The following is a 20,706-nucleotide window of genomic DNA, read 5'->3' as shown; positions in this document are numbered from 1 at the left end:
AGGCTCGATCATGAACGGCGCCGAGGATCGTGTCGATCCCCGGCCCCTGGCTTCAGAGATTGTCTCTCACTGCTTGGTATCGTCCAGTGCCAGGTTGAGCGCCAGCACATTGACGACCGGCTCGCCGAGGAAGCCGAGTTCGCGGCCTTCGACATGGCTGTCGACAAGCGCCTTGACCTTGGCTTCGTCGAAGCCCCTGGCCTTGGCCACCCGAGCGACCTGGAAATAGGCGGCGTCCGGGCTGATAGCGGGGTCGAGGCCGCTGCCGGACGTCGTCACCAGATCCATCGGCACCGGCTGGTTCGGGTTCTCCGCCTTCAGCTTTGCAACATCGCCCTTGATGCGGTCGATCAGCTTGGGGTTGGTTGGACCGAGATTGGAGCCGCTGGACGCTGCGGCGTTGTATCCGTCGCCGGCAGCCGAGGGGCGGCCATGGAAATACTTGTCGTCGGCAAAGCCCTGGCCGATCAGTTCGGAGCCGATGACCGTGCCGTTTTTCTCGATCAAGCTGCCATTGGCCTTGTGCGGAAACAGCGCCTGGGCGATGCCGGTCATGCCCAGGGGATAGATCAGGCCGGTCAAAACGGTGAAAAAGACGATCATGATAACAGCGGGTCTTATCTGAGTGAGCATGGACGTATTTCCTTAAGCGAGGCCGAGGCCGGTGACGATCATGTCGATCGCCTTGATGCCGACGAAGGGAACGATGATGCCGCCGAGGCCGTAGACCAGCAGGTTGCGGCTGAGCAGCGCGCCGGCGCCGATGGCGCGGTATTTGACGCCTTTAAGCGACAGCGGGATCAGAGCGATGATGATCAGCGCGTTGAAGATGATGGCCGACAGGATGGCGCTCTGCGGCGTCGCCAGATGCATGATGTTGAGCGCTTGCAGGGGGCCGATTGTATGTCCCGGCGCAACGTAGAAGACGGCAAACATGGCCGGGATGATGGCGAAGTATTTGGCGACGTCGTTGGCGATCGAGAAGGTCGTCAGCGAGCCGCGCGTCATCAGCAGCGCCTTGCCGATCTCGACGATCTCGATCAGCTTGGTCGGGTCACTATCGAGGTCGATCATGTTGCCGGCCTCGCGGGCGGCAACCGTGCCGGTGTTCATGGCGACGCCGACATCGGCCTGCGCCAAGGCCGGCGCGTCGTTGGTGCCGTCACCGCACATGGCGACCAGCTTGCCCTTGGCCTGTTCGTCGCGGATCAGCTTCAGCTTGTCCTCGGGCGTGGCCTGGGCGAGGAAATCGTCGACGCCGGCTTCGGCTGCGATCGCAGCCGCAGTCATCGGATTGTCGCCGGTGATCATCACGGTGCGGATGCCCATTTTGCGCAGTTCGGCAAAGCGCTCGCGGATACCACCTTTGACGATGTCCTTGAGGTGGACGACGCCGAGCAGGCGGCCGTCACGCTCGACGGCCAGCGGCGTGCCGCCCGACTTGGCGATCTCGTCGGCGATCGCCTGGAGATCCTTGACGGTGTCCCTGCCGGGGCGCGTGCCGTGAGTGGCCGATGTCGACTGGCTGACATAGGCGAGAACCGAATCGACGGCGCCCTTGCGCACCGACGAGCCACCGATGTCGACGCCGCTCATCCGGGTCTGCGCGGTGAAGGGCACGAAGCTGGCATGCAAGGTTGCCATGTCACGGGCGCGGATGGCGTATTTCTCCTTGGCCAGCACGACGATCGAGCGTCCCTCAGGCGTCTCGTCGGCGAGCGAGGCGAGCTGCGCGGCATCGGCCAGTTCCTGTTCGGTGACGCCCTTGACCGGGCGGAATTCTGTGGCCTGGCGGTTGCCGAGCGTGATGGTGCCGGTCTTGTCGAGCAAAAGCGTATCGACGTCGCCCGCCGCTTCCACGGCGCGGCCGGACATGGCCAGCACGTTGAAGCGCACCAGGCGGTCCATGCCGGCAATGCCGATGGCCGACAGCAGGGCGCCGATGGTGGTCGGGATCAAGGTGACGAACAGCGCGACCAGCACCGTCACCGGGATATAGCCGCCGGAATAGGAGGCAAAGCTCGGGATCGTGGCGGTGGCCAGCACGAAGATCAGCGTCATGCCGACGAGCAGGATGTTGAGCGCGATCTCGTTGGGCGTCTTCTGGCNTCTTCTGGCGCGAGGCACCCTCGACCAGCGAGATCATGCGGTCGAGGAAGGTGTGGCCGGAGGCGGCTGATATGCGCACGCGAATCCAGTCGGACAAAACCTGCGTGCCGCCGGTGACCGCCGAACGGTCGCCGCCGGATTCGCGAATGACGGGTGCGGACTCGCCGGTGATTGCCGCCTCGTTGACCGAGGCCACGCCTTCGATCACTTCACCGTCGGACGGGATGATGTGGCCGGCTTCGACCAGCACGATGTCGCCAACCTTCAGGCTGGTGCCGGGCACCAGCTTGAACCTGGAGCGGTCTTCGCCGGCAAGCAGCTTGGCCTGGGTTTCGGTGCGCGCCTTGCGCAGCGAATCGGCCTGCGCCTTGCCGCGGCCTTCGGCGACGGCCTCGGCGAAGTTGGCGAACAGCACGGTGAACCACAGCCAGATGATGATCTGCAGCGTAAAGCCGAAATCGCCGCCGCCGGTGGCGAGATCCTTGACGAACAGGACCGTGGTGAGAAGCGAGACGATGGCGACGACGAACATCACCGGGTTCCTGACCAGCGTGCGGGGGTCGAGTTTCCTGAAGGCGCCGCCGATGGCCGGCCACAGAATGCGGGCATCCATGATGCTCGCGGATTTGGACTGGCTCATTTGGTGGCTCCAGTATCTGAACTGTTGGCCGGCACCGACCGATCGGATGCCGAAAAGAGGGGCGGCGGACCATAGGCCAGCAGCCAGATCACGATCATGACTGCCGCGAGGCCGAGGAAGGTAGATACGCCGGGGAAGGGAGGGGGCGGTTCCTCCCCCTCATTGCCGGCTCGTGGGCCGGCTCGCGGCCGGGCCTTCATGCGTTTTGGGTAGAACCAGGACATGACAAGCCTCAGAATGTCTGGCCGTTGATGGCAGCCAGGTGCTCGACGATCGGTCCGATCGCCAGTGCCGGGAAGAAGGTCAGGCCGACGACGATCAGGATGACGCCGACGAGCAGGCCGACGAACAGCGGGTCGTCGGTCGGGAAGGTGCCGGCGGAAGCCGGAACCGTCTTCTTCGTCGCTAGCGAGCCGGCAATGGCAAGCGCTGGAATGATGACGAAGAAGCGACCCACCCACATGGAGATGCCGAGCGTGATGTTGTACCAGGGCGTGTTGCCGGAAAGGCCGCCAAAGGCCGAGCCGTTGTTGGCCGCCGCCGAAGTGTAGGCATAAAGAACCTCGGAGAAGCCATGCGGACCGCCATTGGCCATCGAGGCGACGGCGCTTGGCAGCACGACCGCTATTGCCGTGAAGACCAGCATGACCAGCGGCAGAGCTAGGATGGCGAGCATTGCCATCTTGACCTCCTTGGACTCGATCTTCTTGCCGAGATATTCGGGCGTGCGGCCAACCATCAGGCCGGCGACGAACACGGTGATGACGATGAACATGACGATGCCGTAGAAGCCGGCGCCGACGCCGCCGACGATGACTTCGCCGAGCTGCATGTTGAGCATCGGGACCAGGCCGCCAAGTGCTGTGAACGAGTCATGCATGGCGTTCACCGCACCGCAGCTCGCAGCCGTGGTGATGACGGCGAATAGTGCCGAAGCGGCAATGCCGAAGCGGCTCTCCTTGCCTTCCATGTTGGCGCCGTCGACGCCCAGCGCATGGACCAGCGGATTGCCCGCGGCTTCCGCCCAGTAGCAGATAACGACGCCAGCGATGAACAGCACACCCATCGTGGCCAGGATCGCCCAGCCCTGGCGCTGGTTGCCGACCATGCGGCCGAAGACGTTGGTGAGTGCGGCACCCAGCGCGAAGATCGTCACCATCTGGATCATGTTGGAGATGGCGTCGGGGTTTTCGAAAGGATGCGCGGCGTTGGCGTTGAAGAAGCCGCCGCCATTGGTGCCGAGCATCTTGATGGCGACCTGCGAGGCGACCGGCCCAAGGGCGAGCGTCTGCTTGGCGCCTTCGAGCGTGGTGGCGTCGACATAAGGCCCGAGCGTCTGCGGCATGCCGAGCCAGACATAGACAAGGGTGAGCACGATGCTGAGCGGCAGCAGGATGTAGAGCGTGCAGCGGGTCATATCGACCCAGAAATTGCCGATCGATTTGGCCGAGGCGCGGGCGAAGCCGCGGATCAGCGCCACCGCAATGGAAATGCCGACGGCGGCGGACATGAAGTTCTGAACAGTCAGGCCGGCCATCTGCACGAGGTAGGACAACGTGCTTTCGCCGCCGTAATTCTGCCAGTTGGTGTTGGTGACGAAGCTGACGGCAGTGTTGAAGGCGAGATTGGGTTCGACCGATGCCATCCCGGCCGGATTGTAAGGCAGGACGCCCTGCAGGCGTTGCAGAAAGTACAGCACCAGGAAACTGGCAAGGCTGAAGAAGATGATTCCTGCCGCGTAGGTCGTCCAGTGCTGCTCCTCGAGCTCGCTGGTTCCCGAAATGCGGTAGAGGCCGCGCTCAACGGGCCCGAGTATGGGCGAGAGAAAGGTGCGATCGCCATTGAAGACGCGGTACATGTAGCCGCCGAGCGGCTTCACCAGCAAAACGACGATCCCGCAATAAACCAGGATCTGTATCCATCCGTTGAGTGTCATGGCTTTCCGTGCCTTGCTTCAGAAGCGTTCTGGGCGAACGAGGGCGTATGTGAGGTAGACGAGCAGGAACAAGGTCACGCCGCCACCGAGGATGTAATCGACAAACATGTTGCGATCCTTCCGCTTAAAGAGCGTCGCAGGCTTTGATGTAGGCGAGGGAAAGGGCGAAAAACAAAACCTCGATCCCGATGACGACAATGTCCATTGTGTTGGTCCTTGCTTGTACTTGGCGCCAGTTGCTGGCAGGCCGTAAATTCCATGAGAACGACCCGCCGTAGCTTCGAAGGCTACGGCGTCCGGAGCGTTTTGCTCGTGGTGGAATATGGACCCGATCGCCATAAAGGTTCGAGACGGGGCCGGGAGGAAAGATATAAAATTCCTATAAAGATTCCAGGAGATGGCTCCGTTCCGGGCCGCTAGAAACCGACGCCATGATATCGCGACCCCTCTTGCGGCGCCGCCGTCTTTCGAAACAATGGGAACGCAAAACGAGGGAAAAACAGATGCTCGACATGGCACCATCGAAACAGGCGGCGACATGGCTTTGCGCGCTTGCACGGGCGCTGGAAGCTGATGACGCCGAGGCGGCCGCCAACCTGTTCGTCGAGGATTGCTACTGGCGCGATCTGCTGGCTTTCACCTGGAACATCACCACGATGGAAGGCCGCGGTGCGATCCGCGACATGCTGCAAGCGACGCTGGCGGAAGCGAAGCCCTCACACTGGACGCTGTCCGGCGAGGCGACCTCGGATGAGGGCACCGTCGAGGCCTGGTTCACGTTCGAAACGTCGGTCGCGCGGGGCGAAGGGATTGTGCGCCTCACGGACGGCCGCTGCCGGACCTTGTTCACGGCGGTGCGGGAGCTCAAAGGGTTCGAGGAGAAAAAGGGACCGGCGCGGCCGCTCGGCATCCGCCACAAGGCCGACCCTGCACGCGAGACATGGGCGGAGGCGCGGGCGCGCGAGACGCGCGATCTCGGCGCCACTGAGCAGCCCTATTGCCTGGTGATCGGCGGCGGGCAGGGCGGCATCATGCTCGGCGCGCGGCTGAGGCAGCTCGGTGTGCCCACCATCATCATCGAGAAAAATGCGCGCCCCGGCGATTCCTGGCGCAACCGTTATCGCTCGCTCGTGCTCCACGATCCGGTCTGGTACGACCATCTGCCCTACATTCCGTTCCCGGAGAACTGGCCGGTGTTCACGCCCAAGGACAAGATGGGCGACTGGCTGGAGATGTACACCAGGGTGATGGAGCTCAACTACTGGGTCGCCACCAAATGCCTCAGCGCCAGCTATGACGAGGCCGAGAAGGTGTGGACTGTGGTGGTCGACCGCGTCGGCCGGCATATTACGCTGAAGCCTAGGCACATTGTCTTTGCCACCGGCGCCTATGGCCCGCCGCGGCAGATCGCGTTGCCCGGCGCCGAGACCTTCAAGGGCGAGCTGCTGCACTCCAGCCAGTATGCCAGCGGCGAGAAATTCCGCGGCAAAAAGGTCGCGGTCATCGGCGCGGCAAGCTCCGGGCACGATGTCAGCGTCGATCTCTGGGAGAGCGGCGCCGATGTCACCATGATCCAGCGCTCGCCGACGACAGTGGTGAAATCCGACACGCTGATGGAGGTCGGCTTCGAGATCTTTTCGGAAAAGGCTCTGGCGCGTGGCATCAGCACCGACAAGGCCGACCTGATCGTCGCGTCGACGCCGTTCGCGCTGGTGCCCAAGGGCCAGCGAGATCTGTACGAAGTTATCAAGGCGCGCGATGCGTCCTTCTACGACCGGCTGCGCGCCGCCGGCTTCGCCATCGATTTCGGCGAGGACGAGACCGGGCTGTTGATGAAGGCCTACCGCACCGGCTCCGGCTACTACATCGATGTCGGCGCCTGCGAACTGATCATCAATGGCGAGATCAAAGTGAAGAGCGGCGTCGGCATCAGTTCATTGACGCCGACCGGCATCCTGTTCGACGACCGCAGCGAGCTGGCCGTCGATGCGATCGTCGCCTGTACCGGCTACCAGTCGATGAACGAGACCGTGGCGGCCATCGTCTCGCGCGAGGTCGCCGACAAGGTCGGGCCATGCTGGGGCCTCGGCTCCGGCGTCAAGGGCGATCCCGGTCCTTGGCAAGGCGAGCTGCGCAACATGTGGAAGCCGACGGCGCAGGACGCGCTGTGGTTCCACGGCGGCAATCTGGCGCTGTCGCGGTTTTACTCGAAATATGTGGCGCTGCAGATCAAGGCGCGGATGGAAGGGATTGCGACGCCGGTGTTTGGGGCGGTGAGTAATTCGGGGTAAGGTTCGACCCCCACTCCGTCGAGCTTCGCTCGACACCTCTCCCCCGATCGACGGGGGAGAGGAATGGCGCGAAGCGATTCCAGCTGGCGCCTTTCCTCTCCCTCCGGAGGGGGAGAGGTGGCTCGGCGAAGCCGAGACGGAGTGGGGGAAGGCGGTCCTCAAACGCGCCGCCGAAAGACAGACCATCTCCCATGAAGGGGAGACCAGCTAATCGTGCCTACGCCCGAAATGCCGTGCCGCGACCTCGACATGCGTATGGTGCGTGTGGGCCTCGAAGCGCTCGGTCTCGTTGTGGTCGGCGGCTTCGTTCGGCCACCAGACACCACCCACGACGATGCCGTCCGATGTGAGCCGCTGATCCGCGATCAGCGCCGCACCGACCGCATCGACGAAGGTAAAGCGCCCGGGGCGCAGTCTCAGCACCGCGACATCGCCGACACCGCCAACTTTCAGCGTCCCAAGCTCCGGCCTGGCGATCGCCTCGGCTGGCCTTTGCGTGGCGGCGCGCAGCACCTCGACCAGCGGCATGCCCAGCGCCATTAGCTTCGACATGCAGACCAGTATGTCGAAGGCCGGACCGTCGACGCAATAGAGATGCACGTCGCTGGAGATGACGTCGGGCGCGAGGCCCTCGGCCAGCATCGCTTTCGCCACGGCGAAGTCGAACGATCCCATGCCGTGGCCGATGTCGAAGATGACGCCGCGTTCGCGGGCCAGCCGCATGTCCGGCCGCACCGCGCCGGAGGCGAAGACCGGCGCGTTGGGGAACGGGCGAAAACAGTGCGTGAGGATGTCACCCTTGCGCAGCCGCGGCAGCACTTCGGAGCGGCCGGGCGGCGGCTCGTCTATATGCGCCATCAGCGGCAGGCCGGCCTGGTCGGCGGCTTCCAGCGCGAGATCGACCGGCGCGATGCCGCTGGCGCCGCCGGCATGCTTGCCGGAGCGCACTTTTACGCCGACGACGACATCGGCGTGCTCGCGCACCGCAGCCACCGTCTCGCGTGGCTCGCAGAGCCTGAGATCGCTGCATTCGCCGACAGAGACGCTTTGCGAGAAGCCGAATATGCCGGCAAAGGAGATGTTGACATAGGCCAGGATGCGCACCTTCGAGCGCTCGATGACATGGCGGCGAAAGCCCAGAATATTGCCGGCGCCGGCGCTGCCGGCGTCGATGAAGGTGGTGGTGCCGCTCTTGGCCGCCAGCCGGTCGGCATCGACGCCAAGCGAGGTGCCGCCCCAATAGACATGGCTATGCAAATCGATGAGGCCGGGCGTGACGATGCAATCACGAGCGTCGACTATCTTGGTGGCGTGCTCGGCATCGATCGCCGCCTCGATGGCCACGATGCGTCCGCCCGCAACGGCGACATCGCGCGGCGCGTCCAGGCCCGAGGCCGGATCGATCAGACGGCCGCCCTTGATCAGGAGATCGAACTGCATCGGCGCCTGCCTCTCTTCGTTTTGGGGCATGATCTCTGGACAAAACGGTTTCCGTTTGTCCGAGAAAACCCCGTCTCCACTTTTCGGGATCATGCCCCGGCTGGTCAAACCGGCCGGTAGGCGACGGCTTCGACCTCGATCTTGATGTCGATCATCAGCCGCGATTCGACCGTGGTGCGGGCCGGCGGATTCTTCGGGAAGTGCTTGGCGTAGACGGCATTGAAGGCGCCGAAGTCGCGCGCGTCCTCGAGCCAGACCGTGGTCTTGACGACATCGTCCATGGTGCAACCGGCCAGCGCGAGTGCCGCCTTCACATTCTGCAGCACCTGCTCGGTCTGCTCGGTGATGCCGCCCTTGACCACGATGCGGTCGCTGTCGACCGGCACCTGGCCTGAGATGTAGACGAAATCCCCGGCGCGCACGGCCGGCGACAGCGGCACGTGGGATGTTCCAAAACACTCTTTAGGCAAAGGAAACTCCTGTTCAGAATGGCGGTCCGCGCCCCGTTTTCGACGACCGCTCTACGCCTGTCCCGGTGATCCTCATAGGGGGCTTTTTGGAAAGCAGCATTTTTCCAAACGCGTGTTGCTTTATCGCAGGCTCGCCAGCATCTTGCGCGTCGCATTTTCCCGACAGGAGATTTCAATGACCTTCGACAAGAACCCGTTTCCAGAGGGCGATGCCGATCGCCACGCGCTCTGGGAAATGTTGGTGCGGCGCGACATCGACGCCTTTATCGGTCAGGACTGGTCGATGGTCGAGGATGATTTCCTCGCCGACAGCTTCTTCGGCATGCATGCGCATTTCCTCAGCGATGCCGACGCCTGGCGTCTGCAATTCCCGAGCCTTGCCGTCTATCGCGACGAATGGCTGCGCCAGGCCAAGGAGACGGCGGCGGCCAGATTCGCCGAGCCGCTGCGCGAGGCGCTGTTTCGCGTCACCAACATGCGCGACATCGATGTCGATGGCGACCGCGCCGTGCTGCACAAGAAGTTCAACGGCTCGGTGGCCAAGGCCGATGGCAGCGTCGACAAGCTGAAATGGCAGACGCTGTATTTTTGCAGGAAGGTGGCGGGCCACTGGAAGATCGGCGGCTTCGTCGGCTACATGCCACATCCCTTGGGGATCTGAGGTTTACCCGCTTATGCTATTGCCGGCCTTCGCGCACGAAGACGTCCGCTTCCGGGCTGCAGCTGTAAAAGCTCGCCAACCGAACCCACTCGAGCTCAAGCGAGTTGAACGGGACAGGTTCGTCCAACAGGGCTAGCGGGAGCGGTGGTCGAACACAACCGCCATGGTCTTACCAATTGCCGCCATGACGACGAGTTCGACGAGATCGTCGTCGCTGTCGACACAGGTTGGATCCATGCGGCGGATGGCGTCGAGCGCCGCCCTGGTCGAGACGGTATCGCCGGCGCGGAATCTGGAAAGCGCAGAGGAAACAAGGTTCTGGGTTGTCACGTCGATGACAGGTACGCTCGGCACTACGTTCATGGCTTCCTCCTGCCAAGAACCCTCTCCCGAAGGAAATAATACGCCGAACGACGGCGTGTGCCAGCGGAATCGTGGTCCGACCAGATTGCCTGGAGGGCACGTTTGCGTGTTTGATAGGATCGAGCCCACAGCGTCCAGGACGGGACATGAAACTGTACTTCAGCCGCAATCCCAATCCGCGCCTCGCGGTTGCAACTGCACGTCATCTGCAGGCCAAGGTCGAGTGTGAGTTTGCGGCACCCATGGCGCCCGGGCAGGCTGAGCGGTTTCGTCAGCTCAATCCCAATCTTACCCTGCCGATATTGGCATGGCCGGGCGGCAGCCTGTGGGAAGCAGACGCCATAGCCTGCCTTCTGTCGCGCGAAGCGGGTTCGGATTTCTGGCGCGGCGGCGATGACCAACCCGACATGATCCGCTGGCTGAGCTGGGGCAAGGAGAATTTCGTCCGGGCCTGCGACATCGTGCATTTCGAGCGCGGAACCAAGCAGCGCTACGGGATTGGGCCCGTCGACCAGGGCAAGGTCGAGGAGGGGCTGGCGGAGTTCCGCATCGCGGCAGCGATTCTCGAGGCGGAGCTCGCCAAGCGGCCATGGCTTGTGGGCAAGTCGCTCTCCTATGCCGATTTCCGTATGGCGACGTTTTTGCCGTTCAACGATGCAGCCGGCCTGCCGCTGGCGGACTATCCCTCTGTTCTGGGTTGGTATCGCCGGCTCGAAGCCATCGATGCCTGGCGCGATCCCTTCGACGGGCTGGACGCGCCGCTTCTGCCGCCGGTCAACTCCGCTTGATGTGCTTCCCTTTGGGCAGATGGGCTGATGTGTGGCGCTTTGGCAGCATAGGTGTGGAACAGCGGGCGAGTTGCCATGGCGCGCTCGACGGCTCGCGGCCGGGTTGATAAGCCCTGTCCGCAAGGAGAGTCGTGACATGACCGTAGCCATCGAGATGGGACAGACGACGGCGGGTGCGCCGGCGGCGCTCGACCTTGAGGAGCTGCTGGCGACCCGGCTTCTGGTGCAAGGCAATTCCGGCTCCGGCAAATCGCACCTTTTGCGCCGGCTCCTGGAGCAGAGCGCGCCCTGGGTGCAGCAGACCATCATCGACCCGGAAGGCGATTTCGTCTCGCTGGGCGACCATTACGGCCATCTGGTCATCGATGCCGAGGAGCATACGGAGCGTGGCCTGCAAGCAGCCGGCGAGCGGGCGCGCATCCACCGCGTCTCCACGGTGCTCAATCTCGAAGGGCTCGATGCCGAGAACCAGATGCGGCGCGCCGCTGCCTTTCTCGGCGGGTTGTTCGAGGTTGCCCGCGAGCATTGGTATCCGATGCTGGTGGTGGTCGACGAAGCGCAGCTGTTCGCGCCCGCCGTGGCCGGCGAAGTGTCCGACGAGGCGCGAAAGCTCTCGCTCGGCGCCATGACCAATTTGATGTGCCGCGGCCGCAAGCGCGGCCTTGCCGGCATCATCGCCACGCAGCGGCTGGCAAAGCTCGCCAAGAATGTCGCGGCGGAGGCGTCCAATTTCCTCATGGGCCGTACCTTCCTCGATATCGACATGGCGCGCGCCGCCGACCTTCTGGGCATGGAACGGCGTCAGGCCGAGGCGTTTCGAGACCTGGAGCGCGGGCACTTCATGGCGTTGGGCCCAGCGCTGTCGCGCCGCCCGCTCGGCGTGCGCATCGGCCAGACCGAGACCAGCCCGCGCAACGGTACGCCGCGGCTGATGGCAATGCCGGAAACAGCGCTCGAGGACGCACGGGCCATCATCCTGGCAGCGCCGCCGCCCGAGACGATGCGCGCGCCGCGCCGGATGGCGTCGCCCGATTTGCTCGACCAGCTGATGGCGGCGAAGTCTGCGGCGATGGAGATCCGCCCGGAACCTGCGGAACCGGCGGTAAGCGCCGAGGATATGGCCGAGCGGCGAGAGCGGGTGGACCGTGTCCTGCGCGCCATCCTGGCGCAGCCCGATGCGGGTTTCCGCGTCATCGGCGTGCTTTATCAGGAGTTCGTCGTCCGCTGCCGCATCGAAGGCCTCGCTTCGGTGGTGCCGGACCTCTCAGAATTCCGTCGCATGCTGACGCGTGCCCGCGCCGGGCTCGGCGCCGACATGGCAGGCGATGACGCCTGGCAGGACGTTTCCGTGCGCGCCTCGCTGCTGCCCGAGGACATGCAGGGCGTGTTCATGATGATCGCCCGCGCCGCCAAGGAGGGCTGGCCGTGCCCGAGCGACGCGGCGATCGCGCGCGCCTACGGCTCGCATTCGCTGCGCCGCGCCCGGCGGCTGCTCACCTATATCGAGGAGCAGGGCCTCATCGTCTGCCAGCTCGACGGCACCGGCCGCCGCACGGTGACGCTGGTCGAGCTCGCCTGGGCGACGGCGCCGGGCGACCCCAATGCCGCGGAGGCGGAACAGGGCAGCCTGGCGCTCTGAAAGGCGAACAGGCAGCTACCTGACTTGCTTGCGCGGTTCTGAACAAGATGTGTTTCGCCGATCGGCGCGCGACGATTTATGATGGGTTTCCGAGAATCGCAGAACGGTTCGGGCGGGAGGGTTGTCCGGTGCGGTTGAAATCTCTGGCTGTCTTTGTCTTTGGCCTCCTCGCCGTCGCCGGCATCGCCTTGACGATGTCTGCCCGGTCTTTTGCCGCGTCCTCCGATATACCGGCCTGGCTGCAGGCCCACGTCGGCAATGACGACGGCGAGATTTCGCAAGTGGTGCTGGAGCGGGCGCGCGCGCTTTACCTGAAAAAGGTCGCGCAAGGCGCGGTCCACAATGGCTGCTATTTCGCCATGGATGCGACGCGCCCCGGCGATCTCGGCAATGGCGTGCTAGGGCGGCGCTACTACGTCATTTGCGAGGCCAAGCAGTCGTTCAGGGCGATCTCGTCGGGCCATGGCGGCGGCCGCAATTTGAAAGGCGTGGTCGATTTCTCCAACGGCAAACGCTGCGCGAAAAACTTCGGCAATGCCCTGGACTCGTCCTTGACGACCGGTGGCGCCTATATGACCGGCGAGGCAAAGACCTCATTCAAGGGTTTTTACCGCATCGGCGCAAAAAAGGACCAGGCGCTGCTGCGCACCTTCATCCAGTTCGACGGTGAGGGGGAGACGGCGAATGCCAGGCAGCGGGTGATCGGTGGCCACGCGGCGCGGCTGTTGCGCGGCATGTGCCTGCACAAGAACCCGAACAGCTCCTATGCCGACCATGACGGCTTCGTGCCATACGGCAAGCTGGTGGATTATGCCGGCGGCCGCAGCAATGGCTGCACCAGCTGGTCGCCGTCCGACGCCGACCAGATCATTTCGATGGTGAAGGGCAATCCGACGACGCTCTATATCTACCCGGAATCGCGCGACATCACCGCCGTTGGTAAATCGGGCGCCTATTGGAATGCGTCCTGCCTGAAGGAGATCGGCAAGCCGAAATTCTGGCCGCGAAAGAGCCTTGAGCCGATCATCGCGCAATACGCCAAGGACAACCCGCCACCGCCGCCACAACCGTTGCCGATCTGCACCGGGCCGTGAGGGATGAGTCCTCGGCTCGGCATTGTCGGCGGCGCGGACTGGCTGGGCGGCGCCGCCGATCCGATGGGCTCTACTGATTGATCTCGGGTTCGACGAGCTTTGCCAGATTGCGCAGCGACTCCTGCCAGCCGAGATAGCAGGCTTCGGCCGGAATAACGTCCGGAATGCCGGCCTGCGTGATGTCGAGTTCCGTGCCGACCGACACTTTCTTCAGGAGCACGGTCACTTCGATCTGGCCGGGCAAATTGGGGTCGTCGAACCTGTCGGTGTAGCGCAGGCGCTCGCCGGGAACGAGTTCGAGATATTCGCCGCCGAAGGAATGGCTGCCGCCCGTCGTGAAGTTTCGGAACGACATCTTGAAGGCGCCACCGACTTTCGCGTCGAAGCTGTGCACGGTGCAAGTGAAGCCGTTCGGCGGAAGCCATTTCGCCAGCGCGTCGGCTTCTGTGAATGCGCGGTAGACCTTCTCCGGGCTGGTCGTCAGAACGCGGTGCAAACGTACGGTGCTTGGCATCTCTTCGGTATCCTTTGTGGTTTCGTTGTTCGATGCCCCAAGGACGGGTGAACCTCACCCGGTCCGACATAGCCTGTCAAATTTTCTTGAGCCCTTTGCCGGCAGCCATCCGCCCGCGACTTCGAGTCGCCGCCTCAGGCAGGCGGTCGTGTCGCGTCAAATTGCATGAATCATTGACAGGTTGCCTAACCTTTCGGCGCGGATCTCACAATTTATTAAAATTGTAAGTCTCTCCTACAAAGTTGTATTAGGATCAGCTTAACGCCTTTGGCATTATCTATTAAATGATGGGCGACGATCTCCTTGGTGTACTATAGAATGATTCCCTGGAACGACGGATCAATTTAAGAGTTGATCCGAAATGGTCGCTCGAAGGTTGTCGAACGACCAAGGCAGCACGCGCAAGGAGTGTCGGAATGACCACAGTCCTCAACGCCAAAGGCATTCCACTTCCCTATACCGGCGCTTCCACCCATTGGTTCTCGGCGACTGGAGGCGCGCCTTACCGCTACGGCACCTCGGGCAACGATTCCTTCTGGGGCGACACCAACGTCAAGGTCACCATGTATGGCGGCGCGGGCGACGACTATTACCATCTCTATTCGACGATCAACAAAGCGGTCGAGAACTACGGCGCGGGCGTCGACACGATCGATACCTGGATGAGCTACAAGCTGCCCGCCAATTTCGAGAACCTCGTCGTCACCGGCGACGGCCACTATGCCTTCGGCAATGCTCAGGACAACATCATAACGGGCGGCGCTGGCAGCCAGACGCTGGACGGCGGCAAGGGCAATGACGTGCTGATCGGCGGCGCCGGCGCCGACACCTTTATCATCACCAAGGGCAATGGCAGCGACCTTATCTCCGATTTCGGCGCGACCGACACGGTGCGCCTTAACGGCTATGCCTTCACCTCGTTCGAGGCCGTCCACGCCAATATGGTCCAGGTGGGATCGAACGTGCAGCTGAACCTCGGCTCGAGCGAGGTGCTGGTGTTCCACAACACCACGATCGACAAGTTTCAGCCCGGCCAGTTCGAGCTGCCGATCGACAAGACCGGCATGACGCTGTCCTTCAACGACGATTTCAACACGCTGAGCCTGTGGAACGGCCAGAGCGGCATCTGGGATTCCAATTTCTGGTGGGGGGCGCAGAACGGCAGCTCGCAGCCCCAGAACGGCGAGCTGCAATGGTATATCGACGCCAATTATGCGCCGACCAGCTCGGTCCATCCGTTCAGCGTCGCAAGCGGCGTGCTCACCATAACCGCGGCGCATGCGCCCGACGACATCAAGCCGCTGATCAACAATTACGAATACACTTCCGGCATACTGACGACGCACGACACCTTCTCGCAGACCTATGGCTATTTCGAAATGCGGGCCGATCTCCCGGAAAATGCCGGCGCGTGGCCGGCCTTCTGGCTTCTGCCCGAAGACGGTTCATGGCCCCCGGAACTCGACGTGATCGAAATGTATGGGCAGAACCCGAATGCGCTTCTCATGACCGCGCACACAAATGAGACGGGAACCCACACCACGGTCGGGTCGACGGTGAATGTCTCCAACACGGACGGCTATCACACCTATGGCCTGTTGTGGACGCCGGACAAGCTGGTCTGGACCTATGATGGCGTCCAGGTCGCGGAAGCGGCGACGCCGTCCGATATGAACAAGCCCATGTATATGCTGGTCGACCTTGCGGTCGGCGGTCAAGCCGGCGCGCCGCCCGACCATCTGGCGACGCCCGCGCAAATGAAGATCGACTATATCCACGCCTATACGCTGAACGATTTGCAGCAGAGCCATCTGAGCACGACAGGCGAGCACGCGGTCTAGATGTCGCGAGACCGCGCGCCAATCAGCGATGCGGCCATCGGCCTGCGCCCGGTCTTCCTGCGTGGCATCGCCGACATCGGCATCTTTTCGTTGCTGATCAACATCCTGCTCCTGGTGATCCCGCTCTATCTGCTGCAGGTCTATGACCGGGTGTTGCCGTCCTCCAGCGTCGAGACGCTGCTTTATCTCTCGGCCATGGCGGTCCTCGCGCTCGCCTTCCTCGGCCTGCTGGACGCGGTCCGCGCCATCTACGCGCAACGTGTTGCGGCCACCGTCGACCAGAAACTGGGCGCGCGGACATTCGCCGCCTCGCTTGGCGCCAGACATGCCGGCAGCGGGCTGTCGCCGCTGAACGACCTTGCCACGACTTGCGCCTTCATCAGGTCGCGCGGCGTGGCGGTGTTGTTCGACCTGCCGTTTGCGCCCGTCTTCCTGGCCTTGCTCTATTTCATCCATCCCGTCCTGTTCTGGCTGACGCTCGCCGGCGCCGTGCTGCTGTTTCTCTTGGTCGTGGCCAACCAGCTTGCCATCGGCAGGAACGATGCCATGTCGGCGGAACGCTCGGCGGTGGCCAGCCAGGCGGAGCAGGCCTTCGCCCGCAACACCGACACGCTGCGCGCCATGGGCATGGTGCAAAATGCCGCCGCGGTCTGGGGACAGCACGTTGCTGAGGCGCTGACCCTGCATGACCGTTCCGGAAGCGCCAATGCGATCTTCAGCGCGACGTCGCGGGCGCTGCGCATGATGCTGCAACTGGCGATCCTCGGCGCCGGCGCGTGGCTGGTGCTACAAGGGCAGATGACCGCCGGCATGATCTTCGCTTCGTCGCTGGTGTCGTCGCGCGCGCTGCAGCCGCTCGACCAGCTGATCGGATCCTGGCGGCAGATCGTCGACGCCAAGCGATGCTGGAAGCGGCTGGACACCGCCCTTGCGGCGCAACCAGCGCAGGGGCGCAAGCTCGCACTGCCCGATCCATTGGGCGCGATTTCGGTGCAGGATCTGTTCTTCATCGCGCCGACTGCGGCTTTCGGCACGGAGCCCATCCTCAAGCGGTTGAATTTTGCCATCGGCGCCGGCGAAGCGGTGGCGATCGTCGGCCCGAGCGGGGCCGGCAAATCGACGCTGGCGAAATTGCTTGTGGGCGCGCTGCAGCCGACCGGCGGCGCGGTCAGGGTCGACGGCGCCGACCTGAGGAGCTGGGACGAAACCCAGCTTGGCAGGCATATCGGCTATCTCGCGCAGGAGGTGGAGCTTTTCCCGGGATCGATCGCGCAAAATGTCGCCCGCTTTGAACCCGACGCCGATGACGCCGCGATCGTCGAAGCGGCCAGGCGCGCCGAGGCGCATGAGCTGATTCTCACGCTGCGCGACGGCTATCAGACCGTGATAGGCCCGTCGCATACCGTGCTGTCGGGCGGCGAGCGCCAGCGGATAGGGCTGGCGCGCGCCTTCTACGGCAAGCCACGCATGCTGGTGCTGGACGAGCCCAACGCCCATCTCGACGGCAGTGGGGAGGCGGCGCTCGAAGGGATGCTTTCGGCCGCGCGAAGTGTAAGCGTCACGACAGTCGTCATCACGCATCGCCCTTCGATCGCCGCGGCCTGCGACCGCGTCATGGTCCTGCGCAACGGCATGGTCGAAGCTTTCGGCCCTGCGAGCGAGGTGCTGAGGCAACCGGCGGCCGGCAAGGCCGGGAGCGCGGTGGTGACAGGCTCGTTCGTGCCGACCGTGCGCCCGCACAGCGTCCGCTTCGGGTCATAGACGATGATGCAGCAGAGCCTCGCCTTCGAAGGTCGACCGCGCACCGACTTCCGCCGCATGGCCGTCGTCGGCTACGTGGCCATAGCGCTCTTCGTCGGCTGCTTCGGCTATTGGGCGGCGAACGCGCCGCTCTCCGGCGCGGTGATCACCTCCGGCACGATCTCGGCGACGGGCGGCAACATCCTCATCCAGCACCCCGAGGGCGGCATCATCGAGCAGTTGCTGGTGCATGAAGGCGACCGCGTGCAACAAGGCGAACCGCTGGTCCTGCTCGACCGCAGGGCGGCCGAGACCGACCTCAACCGGCTGACCAGACAGACGATCGCGCTCAGGGCAAGTGCCGCGCGACTTGAGGCCGAGCGCGACGGATCGGACAGGCTGGCGCCGATCGCCGAAGCAGCACCCGCGCCGTTCCAGCGCGATTTCGACAATCTGGTGCACGAACAGCAGAAGGAGTTCGAGGCCAGGCTCGCCCGGTTCCGCTCCGAGCAGTCGATCCTGGCGCAGCGCGTCGCCATGCATCGTGAGTCGGCGCTGGGACTGGAGGCGCAGAAACTCGCCATCCAGCAACAGGCCGAGATCGTGAAGAAGGAACTCGGCATCAAGACCGGCCTGCTCGACAAGGGTCTCACCAACCGCAGCGAATATTCGCAGCTTCTGCGCAGCGAGGCCGATCTGGTCGGCCAGGCCGCCGCGCTGGAGGCGGATATCGCAGCGACCAAGACGCAGATCGTCGAAGCCCAGGCGCAGGTCGAGCGCGCGACCACGCAGCGCGTCGAGGACGCGCTGACCAAGCTCGACGAGGTTCGCACCAGCCTGGCCGACATCGGCGAACAGATCACCGCAGCCGAGGCGGTGCTGGGGCGCACGACGATCAAGGCGCCGGCAGCCGGCATCGTGGTATCCTCGATCTACAACTCCAAAGGCAGCGTGATTGCGCCGGGGCAGAAGATCATGGAGATCCTGCCGACCGCGTCGGGCCTCATCGTCGACGCGAAGCTGCGGCCGAAAGACGTGGACCTGGTTCGCGTCGGCCAGCCGGCGAAGCTCAGGCTGTCCGCCCTGAACGCGCGCCTCACCCCTGAGGTCCCGGCTACGGTGACGCAAATTTCCGCCGACCGGCTGATCGATGAAACCACGCATGAGGCGTATTTCCGCGCCAGGCTGGAGATCACCGACACGCTGCCGCAGGGCGTGAAAGCCGAGCAGCTTTACCCGGGAACGCCGGTCGAGGCGTTTATCAGCACCGGCGACCGAACCTTCCTCGAATATCTGGCGCGGCCGATGCTGGACTCGTTCGCGCGGGCGTTCACGGAGCGATAGGCGCCAACTCGTCCTCCCAGGCGACGCCGCCGTAGAACACCCTGAGAATCACCACCTGGTCGCCTTCTACGGTGAAGGCCACAGTCAGGCGGCGCTCGAAGCCAACGATGCGAAGCCCCGGCCGCACATCATCCCTTAGGGTTCCGCGTTCCGAGGATAGTCGAGACCCAGGCAAAATCGCTCGATCCGCTCGATGTAGCGAAGGGCGGTGAGGTTGCCGGATGCGTGAGCGACCGTATCGTATATCCATAACAGGTCCGTCTGGGCTTCCGGCAACGGACAACATGCCGGCGCTTCACACGTTCCCCTTGAGGCGAGCTGCGTGATGTGCGCGGATGCTGTCAAAAGACTTGTCGGCCGGGATGGCCTGGGAGGGGTCTGCCTTCCACCTATCATAGGTCGGCGTGACCTCCTCACGCAGCCAGCGCTCCACCGCGGCGTCGCGTTCCTGCAATGCGCGAAGACCGGCGCGGATCACTTCGCTGCTGGTCGCGTATGTGCCGGACCGAACGAGCTGGTCGATGAAAGCAGCCTGCTCGGCCGGCAGGCTGAAGGTGCGTTTTTCGGTGGCGGACATGGATCCCTCCTATCAGGTTGGTATGATATTATCATACCAACGGCGAGATCGCACGCCCCAATATAGGCTTAGGGACCGCTCCCCTTGCCGTCGGCAAAGACACCGGACATTCGGTTCGGATGCCTGAGATGGGTCGGCGTGATACCGGTCTGATGGCGGAAGACACGGCTGAAATGGCCGGCATTGGGAAAACCGCAGCGGTAGGCGATGTCGCCGATTGCCAAGTCGCTCCCCTCCAGCAGCGACTTGGCCTGATGTACGCGCAGCGCAAGATAGGCGGCCATCGGGCCGATGCCGAGCTCGGCGCCGAACAGCCGCTCAAGCTGGCGCCGGGATAAATGCAACCGGCCCGCGATCTCGGCGACCGACAGCGTCTCCTGGAGATTGCTTTCCATCAGAAGCAGCGCCCGTTTCACCGCTCGGCTCGACGCGGCCGGAAAGAGATCGCCGACGGGCTGCACATCCAGGCTCGAGCGGATGCGGTCGAGCACGAGGATCTTGGCGGCTTTTTCCGCAGCCTTGCGGCCGATGAACTGCGACACGAAATGGCCGGCAAGGTCGGCCGCACCCGTGCCTCCGGCGCAGGTCGAGCGGCCCCTATCGACGGAAAACAGGCTGTCGGCATGGGCGTTCACATCAGGGAATTGGCTGCGGAAATCCTTGATGTGAAACCAGCTGACGGCAGCACTGTAGCCATCGAGCAGACCGTAGCGCGCGAGCACGAAGCTGCCGGTGCAGAGTGCCGTCAGCGGCACGCCCTTTTCGGCCGCCCGCAACAGGAAGGCCTCCTTTTCGGAGCTGAGGCTGCGGTTGGTGTCGAGCAGGCCACCGACCACGACGACATTGTCGAACTCCTGCGGATTGCCGATCGCCTTGGTCGGCAGCAACTCGACACCGCAACTCGCCCGGATCGGCAGGCCACGCTCGCCGACGATCTCCCAGTCGAACTCGATCCGGCGGCTGCGGTCGCCTTCATCGCCGGCCAGCCGCAGCGTGTCGATGAACAGCGACAGCGGCGACAGCGTGAAGTCGCGAACCAAGAGAAACGCAAACCGCCTGGCCATTGTTGCTCCGAAACGTTCCTTCGGGTGGATGGAAGCAAAGATGTCGCACAGGCGAGCACGCGGCGCTTTTCAGGAGAAGCCACCGGATGTCGGAGATGAGATCGACGGCCTCAGTGCGGAGCTGGAAATTCTCTGGGTTGTGTGGTGGTCATGGGATGTCGTCATCTACGCTCACACAAGACAGGCAGATGGACC

Annotated in this window: 18 protein-coding genes and 1 pseudogene; 8 read left to right on the top strand and 11 right to left on the bottom strand. The window is 63.7% G+C overall.

Annotated features, from left to right (window positions below):
- Positions 1-66: 66 nt before the first annotated feature.
- The 4 genes and pseudogenes from kdpC to X756_RS26265 all read right to left on the bottom strand — a co-directional run bounded on the left by kdpC (position 67) and on the right by X756_RS26265 (position 4,793).
- Positions 67-633, bottom strand: a complete 567-nt coding sequence (gene kdpC, locus X756_RS162335; RefSeq protein WP_023710827.1) for a potassium-transporting ATPase subunit KdpC — start codon at positions 631-633, stop codon at positions 67-69.
- A 12-nt stretch (positions 634-645) separates the two neighbouring features.
- Positions 646-2,749: pseudogene (kdpB, locus tag X756_RS01000000165120) on the bottom strand (potassium-transporting ATPase subunit KdpB).
- Between the two features lie 232 nt (positions 2,750-2,981).
- Positions 2,982-4,685 (bottom strand): potassium-transporting ATPase subunit KdpA, encoded by a 1,704-nt coding sequence (gene kdpA / locus X756_RS162340; protein ID WP_023728515.1) that lies wholly within the window; start codon positions 4,683-4,685, stop codon positions 2,982-2,984.
- Between the two features lie 18 nt (positions 4,686-4,703).
- Positions 4,704-4,793, bottom strand: coding sequence for a K(+)-transporting ATPase subunit F (locus X756_RS26265; RefSeq protein WP_023691936.1), 90 nt, complete (start codon positions 4,791-4,793; stop codon positions 4,704-4,706).
- Between the two features lie 395 nt (positions 4,794-5,188).
- Here X756_RS26265 and X756_RS162345 point away from each other — a divergent pair, with 395 nt between their 5' ends.
- Positions 5,189-6,976 (top strand): NAD(P)/FAD-dependent oxidoreductase, encoded by a 1,788-nt coding sequence (locus X756_RS162345; RefSeq protein WP_023728514.1) that lies wholly within the window; start codon positions 5,189-5,191, stop codon positions 6,974-6,976.
- Between the two features lie 207 nt (positions 6,977-7,183).
- Here the strand turns inward: X756_RS162345 and X756_RS162350 are convergent, their stop codons facing one another.
- Together X756_RS162350 and X756_RS162355 are read right to left on the bottom strand one after the other, a co-directional pair.
- Positions 7,184-8,416, bottom strand: a complete 1,233-nt coding sequence (locus tag X756_RS162350) for an amidohydrolase/deacetylase family metallohydrolase (protein WP_023710832.1) — start codon at positions 8,414-8,416, stop codon at positions 7,184-7,186.
- A gap of 104 nt (positions 8,417-8,520) precedes the next feature.
- Positions 8,521-8,886, bottom strand: a complete 366-nt coding sequence (locus X756_RS162355) for a RidA family protein (protein WP_023707576.1) — start codon at positions 8,884-8,886, stop codon at positions 8,521-8,523.
- Between the two features lie 175 nt (positions 8,887-9,061).
- Here X756_RS162355 and X756_RS162360 point away from each other — a divergent pair, with 175 nt between their 5' ends.
- Positions 9,062-9,547 (top strand): hypothetical protein, encoded by a 486-nt coding sequence (locus X756_RS162360; protein ID WP_023669704.1) that lies wholly within the window; start codon positions 9,062-9,064, stop codon positions 9,545-9,547.
- Positions 9,548-9,679: 132 nt separating this feature from the next.
- Here X756_RS162360 and X756_RS162365 read toward each other — a convergent pair whose 3' ends face one another.
- The gene (locus tag X756_RS162365) at positions 9,680-9,910 is read right to left on the bottom strand and encodes a hypothetical protein (protein WP_023669703.1); all 231 of its coding nucleotides are present in this window, start codon (positions 9,908-9,910) and stop codon (positions 9,680-9,682) included.
- Between the two features lie 146 nt (positions 9,911-10,056).
- Here X756_RS162365 and X756_RS162370 point away from each other — a divergent pair, with 146 nt between their 5' ends.
- The 3 genes from X756_RS162370 to X756_RS162380 all read left to right on the top strand — a co-directional run bounded on the left by X756_RS162370 (position 10,057) and on the right by X756_RS162380 (position 13,431).
- Complete coding sequence (locus X756_RS162370) at positions 10,057-10,698, top strand: glutathione S-transferase family protein (RefSeq protein ID WP_023700072.1); 642 nt, start codon at positions 10,057-10,059, stop codon at positions 10,696-10,698.
- A gap of 136 nt (positions 10,699-10,834) precedes the next feature.
- Complete coding sequence (locus X756_RS162375) at positions 10,835-12,337, top strand: ATP-binding protein (RefSeq protein ID WP_023728513.1); 1,503 nt, start codon at positions 10,835-10,837, stop codon at positions 12,335-12,337.
- Positions 12,338-12,465: 128 nt separating this feature from the next.
- Positions 12,466-13,431: a hypothetical protein gene (locus tag X756_RS162380; RefSeq protein WP_023728512.1), complete on the top strand. Its 966-nt coding sequence runs from the start codon at positions 12,466-12,468 to the stop codon at positions 13,429-13,431.
- Positions 13,432-13,501: 70 nt separating this feature from the next.
- Here the strand turns inward: X756_RS162380 and X756_RS162385 are convergent, their stop codons facing one another.
- Positions 13,502-13,945, bottom strand: coding sequence for an SRPBCC family protein (locus tag X756_RS162385; protein WP_023683102.1), 444 nt, complete (start codon positions 13,943-13,945; stop codon positions 13,502-13,504).
- Between the two features lie 416 nt (positions 13,946-14,361).
- Here X756_RS162385 and X756_RS162390 point away from each other — a divergent pair, with 416 nt between their 5' ends.
- Genes X756_RS162390 through X756_RS162400 form a run of 3 tightly spaced genes read left to right on the top strand, consistent with a single transcriptional unit; the run spans position 14,362 to position 18,870 of the window.
- Positions 14,362-15,786, top strand: a complete 1,425-nt coding sequence (locus X756_RS162390; RefSeq protein WP_023728511.1) for a family 16 glycosylhydrolase — start codon at positions 14,362-14,364, stop codon at positions 15,784-15,786.
- Complete coding sequence (locus tag X756_RS162395; RefSeq protein ID WP_023728510.1) at positions 15,787-17,547, top strand: type I secretion system permease/ATPase; 1,761 nt, start codon at positions 15,787-15,789, stop codon at positions 17,545-17,547. It begins immediately after the preceding gene.
- Between the two features lie 3 nt (positions 17,548-17,550).
- Positions 17,551-18,870 (top strand): HlyD family type I secretion periplasmic adaptor subunit, encoded by a 1,320-nt coding sequence (locus X756_RS162400; protein ID WP_023728509.1) that lies wholly within the window; start codon positions 17,551-17,553, stop codon positions 18,868-18,870.
- Here X756_RS162400 and X756_RS1000000170510 read toward each other — a convergent pair.
- From X756_RS1000000170510 to X756_RS162410, 3 genes are all read right to left on the bottom strand, one after another.
- Positions 18,857-18,997 carry a hypothetical protein gene (locus tag X756_RS1000000170510; protein WP_348529814.1) on the bottom strand — a complete coding sequence of 47 codons (141 nt, stop codon included), beginning with the start codon at positions 18,995-18,997 and terminating at the stop codon, positions 18,857-18,859. The genes X756_RS162400 and X756_RS1000000170510 overlap by 14 nt on opposite strands.
- A gap of 168 nt (positions 18,998-19,165) precedes the next feature.
- Positions 19,166-19,447: a type II toxin-antitoxin system ParD family antitoxin gene (locus X756_RS162405; protein ID WP_023728508.1), complete on the bottom strand. Its 282-nt coding sequence runs from the start codon at positions 19,445-19,447 to the stop codon at positions 19,166-19,168.
- Positions 19,448-19,515: 68 nt separating this feature from the next.
- The gene (locus X756_RS162410; RefSeq protein WP_023728507.1) at positions 19,516-20,511 is read right to left on the bottom strand and encodes a GlxA family transcriptional regulator; all 996 of its coding nucleotides are present in this window, start codon (positions 20,509-20,511) and stop codon (positions 19,516-19,518) included.
- Between the last annotated feature and the right edge of the window lie 195 nt (positions 20,512-20,706).

This window comes from Mesorhizobium sp. LNJC405B00 (genome assembly GCF_000502615.1).
In the GTDB taxonomy this organism is placed as follows: domain Bacteria; phylum Pseudomonadota; class Alphaproteobacteria; order Rhizobiales; family Rhizobiaceae; genus Mesorhizobium.
The sequence above is the reverse complement of the archived record's forward strand: the minus strand, read 5'-3'. Positions and strand labels throughout refer to the sequence as shown.

What these genes read in the sequence shown, in the direction of transcription:
- kdpC (WP_023710827.1), bottom strand. Translation starts at nt 633, where the DNA reads ATGCTCACTCAGATAAGACCCGCTGTTATCATGATCGTCTTTTTCACC.
- kdpA (WP_023728515.1), bottom strand. Translation starts at nt 4,685, where the DNA reads ATGACACTCAACGGATGGATACAGATCCTGGTTTATTGCGGGATCGTC.
- X756_RS26265 (WP_023691936.1), bottom strand. Translation starts at nt 4,793, where the DNA reads ATGTTTGTCGATTACATCCTCGGTGGCGGCGTGACCTTGTTCCTGCTC.
- X756_RS162345 (WP_023728514.1), top strand. Translation starts at nt 5,189, where the DNA reads ATGCTCGACATGGCACCATCGAAACAGGCGGCGACATGGCTTTGCGCG.
- X756_RS162350 (WP_023710832.1), bottom strand. Translation starts at nt 8,416, where the DNA reads ATGCAGTTCGATCTCCTGATCAAGGGCGGCCGTCTGATCGATCCGGCC.
- X756_RS162360 (WP_023669704.1), top strand. Translation starts at nt 9,062, where the DNA reads ATGACCTTCGACAAGAACCCGTTTCCAGAGGGCGATGCCGATCGCCAC.
- X756_RS162365 (WP_023669703.1), bottom strand. Translation starts at nt 9,910, where the DNA reads ATGAACGTAGTGCCGAGCGTACCTGTCATCGACGTGACAACCCAGAAC.
- X756_RS162370 (WP_023700072.1), top strand. Translation starts at nt 10,057, where the DNA reads ATGAAACTGTACTTCAGCCGCAATCCCAATCCGCGCCTCGCGGTTGCA.
- X756_RS162375 (WP_023728513.1), top strand. Translation starts at nt 10,835, where the DNA reads ATGACCGTAGCCATCGAGATGGGACAGACGACGGCGGGTGCGCCGGCG.
- X756_RS162385 (WP_023683102.1), bottom strand. Translation starts at nt 13,945, where the DNA reads ATGCCAAGCACCGTACGTTTGCACCGCGTTCTGACGACCAGCCCGGAG.
- X756_RS162390 (WP_023728511.1), top strand. Translation starts at nt 14,362, where the DNA reads ATGACCACAGTCCTCAACGCCAAAGGCATTCCACTTCCCTATACCGGC.
- X756_RS162395 (WP_023728510.1), top strand. Translation starts at nt 15,787, where the DNA reads ATGTCGCGAGACCGCGCGCCAATCAGCGATGCGGCCATCGGCCTGCGC.
- X756_RS162400 (WP_023728509.1), top strand. Translation starts at nt 17,551, where the DNA reads ATGATGCAGCAGAGCCTCGCCTTCGAAGGTCGACCGCGCACCGACTTC.
- X756_RS162405 (WP_023728508.1), bottom strand. Translation starts at nt 19,447, where the DNA reads ATGTCCGCCACCGAAAAACGCACCTTCAGCCTGCCGGCCGAGCAGGCT.
- X756_RS162410 (WP_023728507.1), bottom strand. Translation starts at nt 20,511, where the DNA reads ATGGCCAGGCGGTTTGCGTTTCTCTTGGTTCGCGACTTCACGCTGTCG.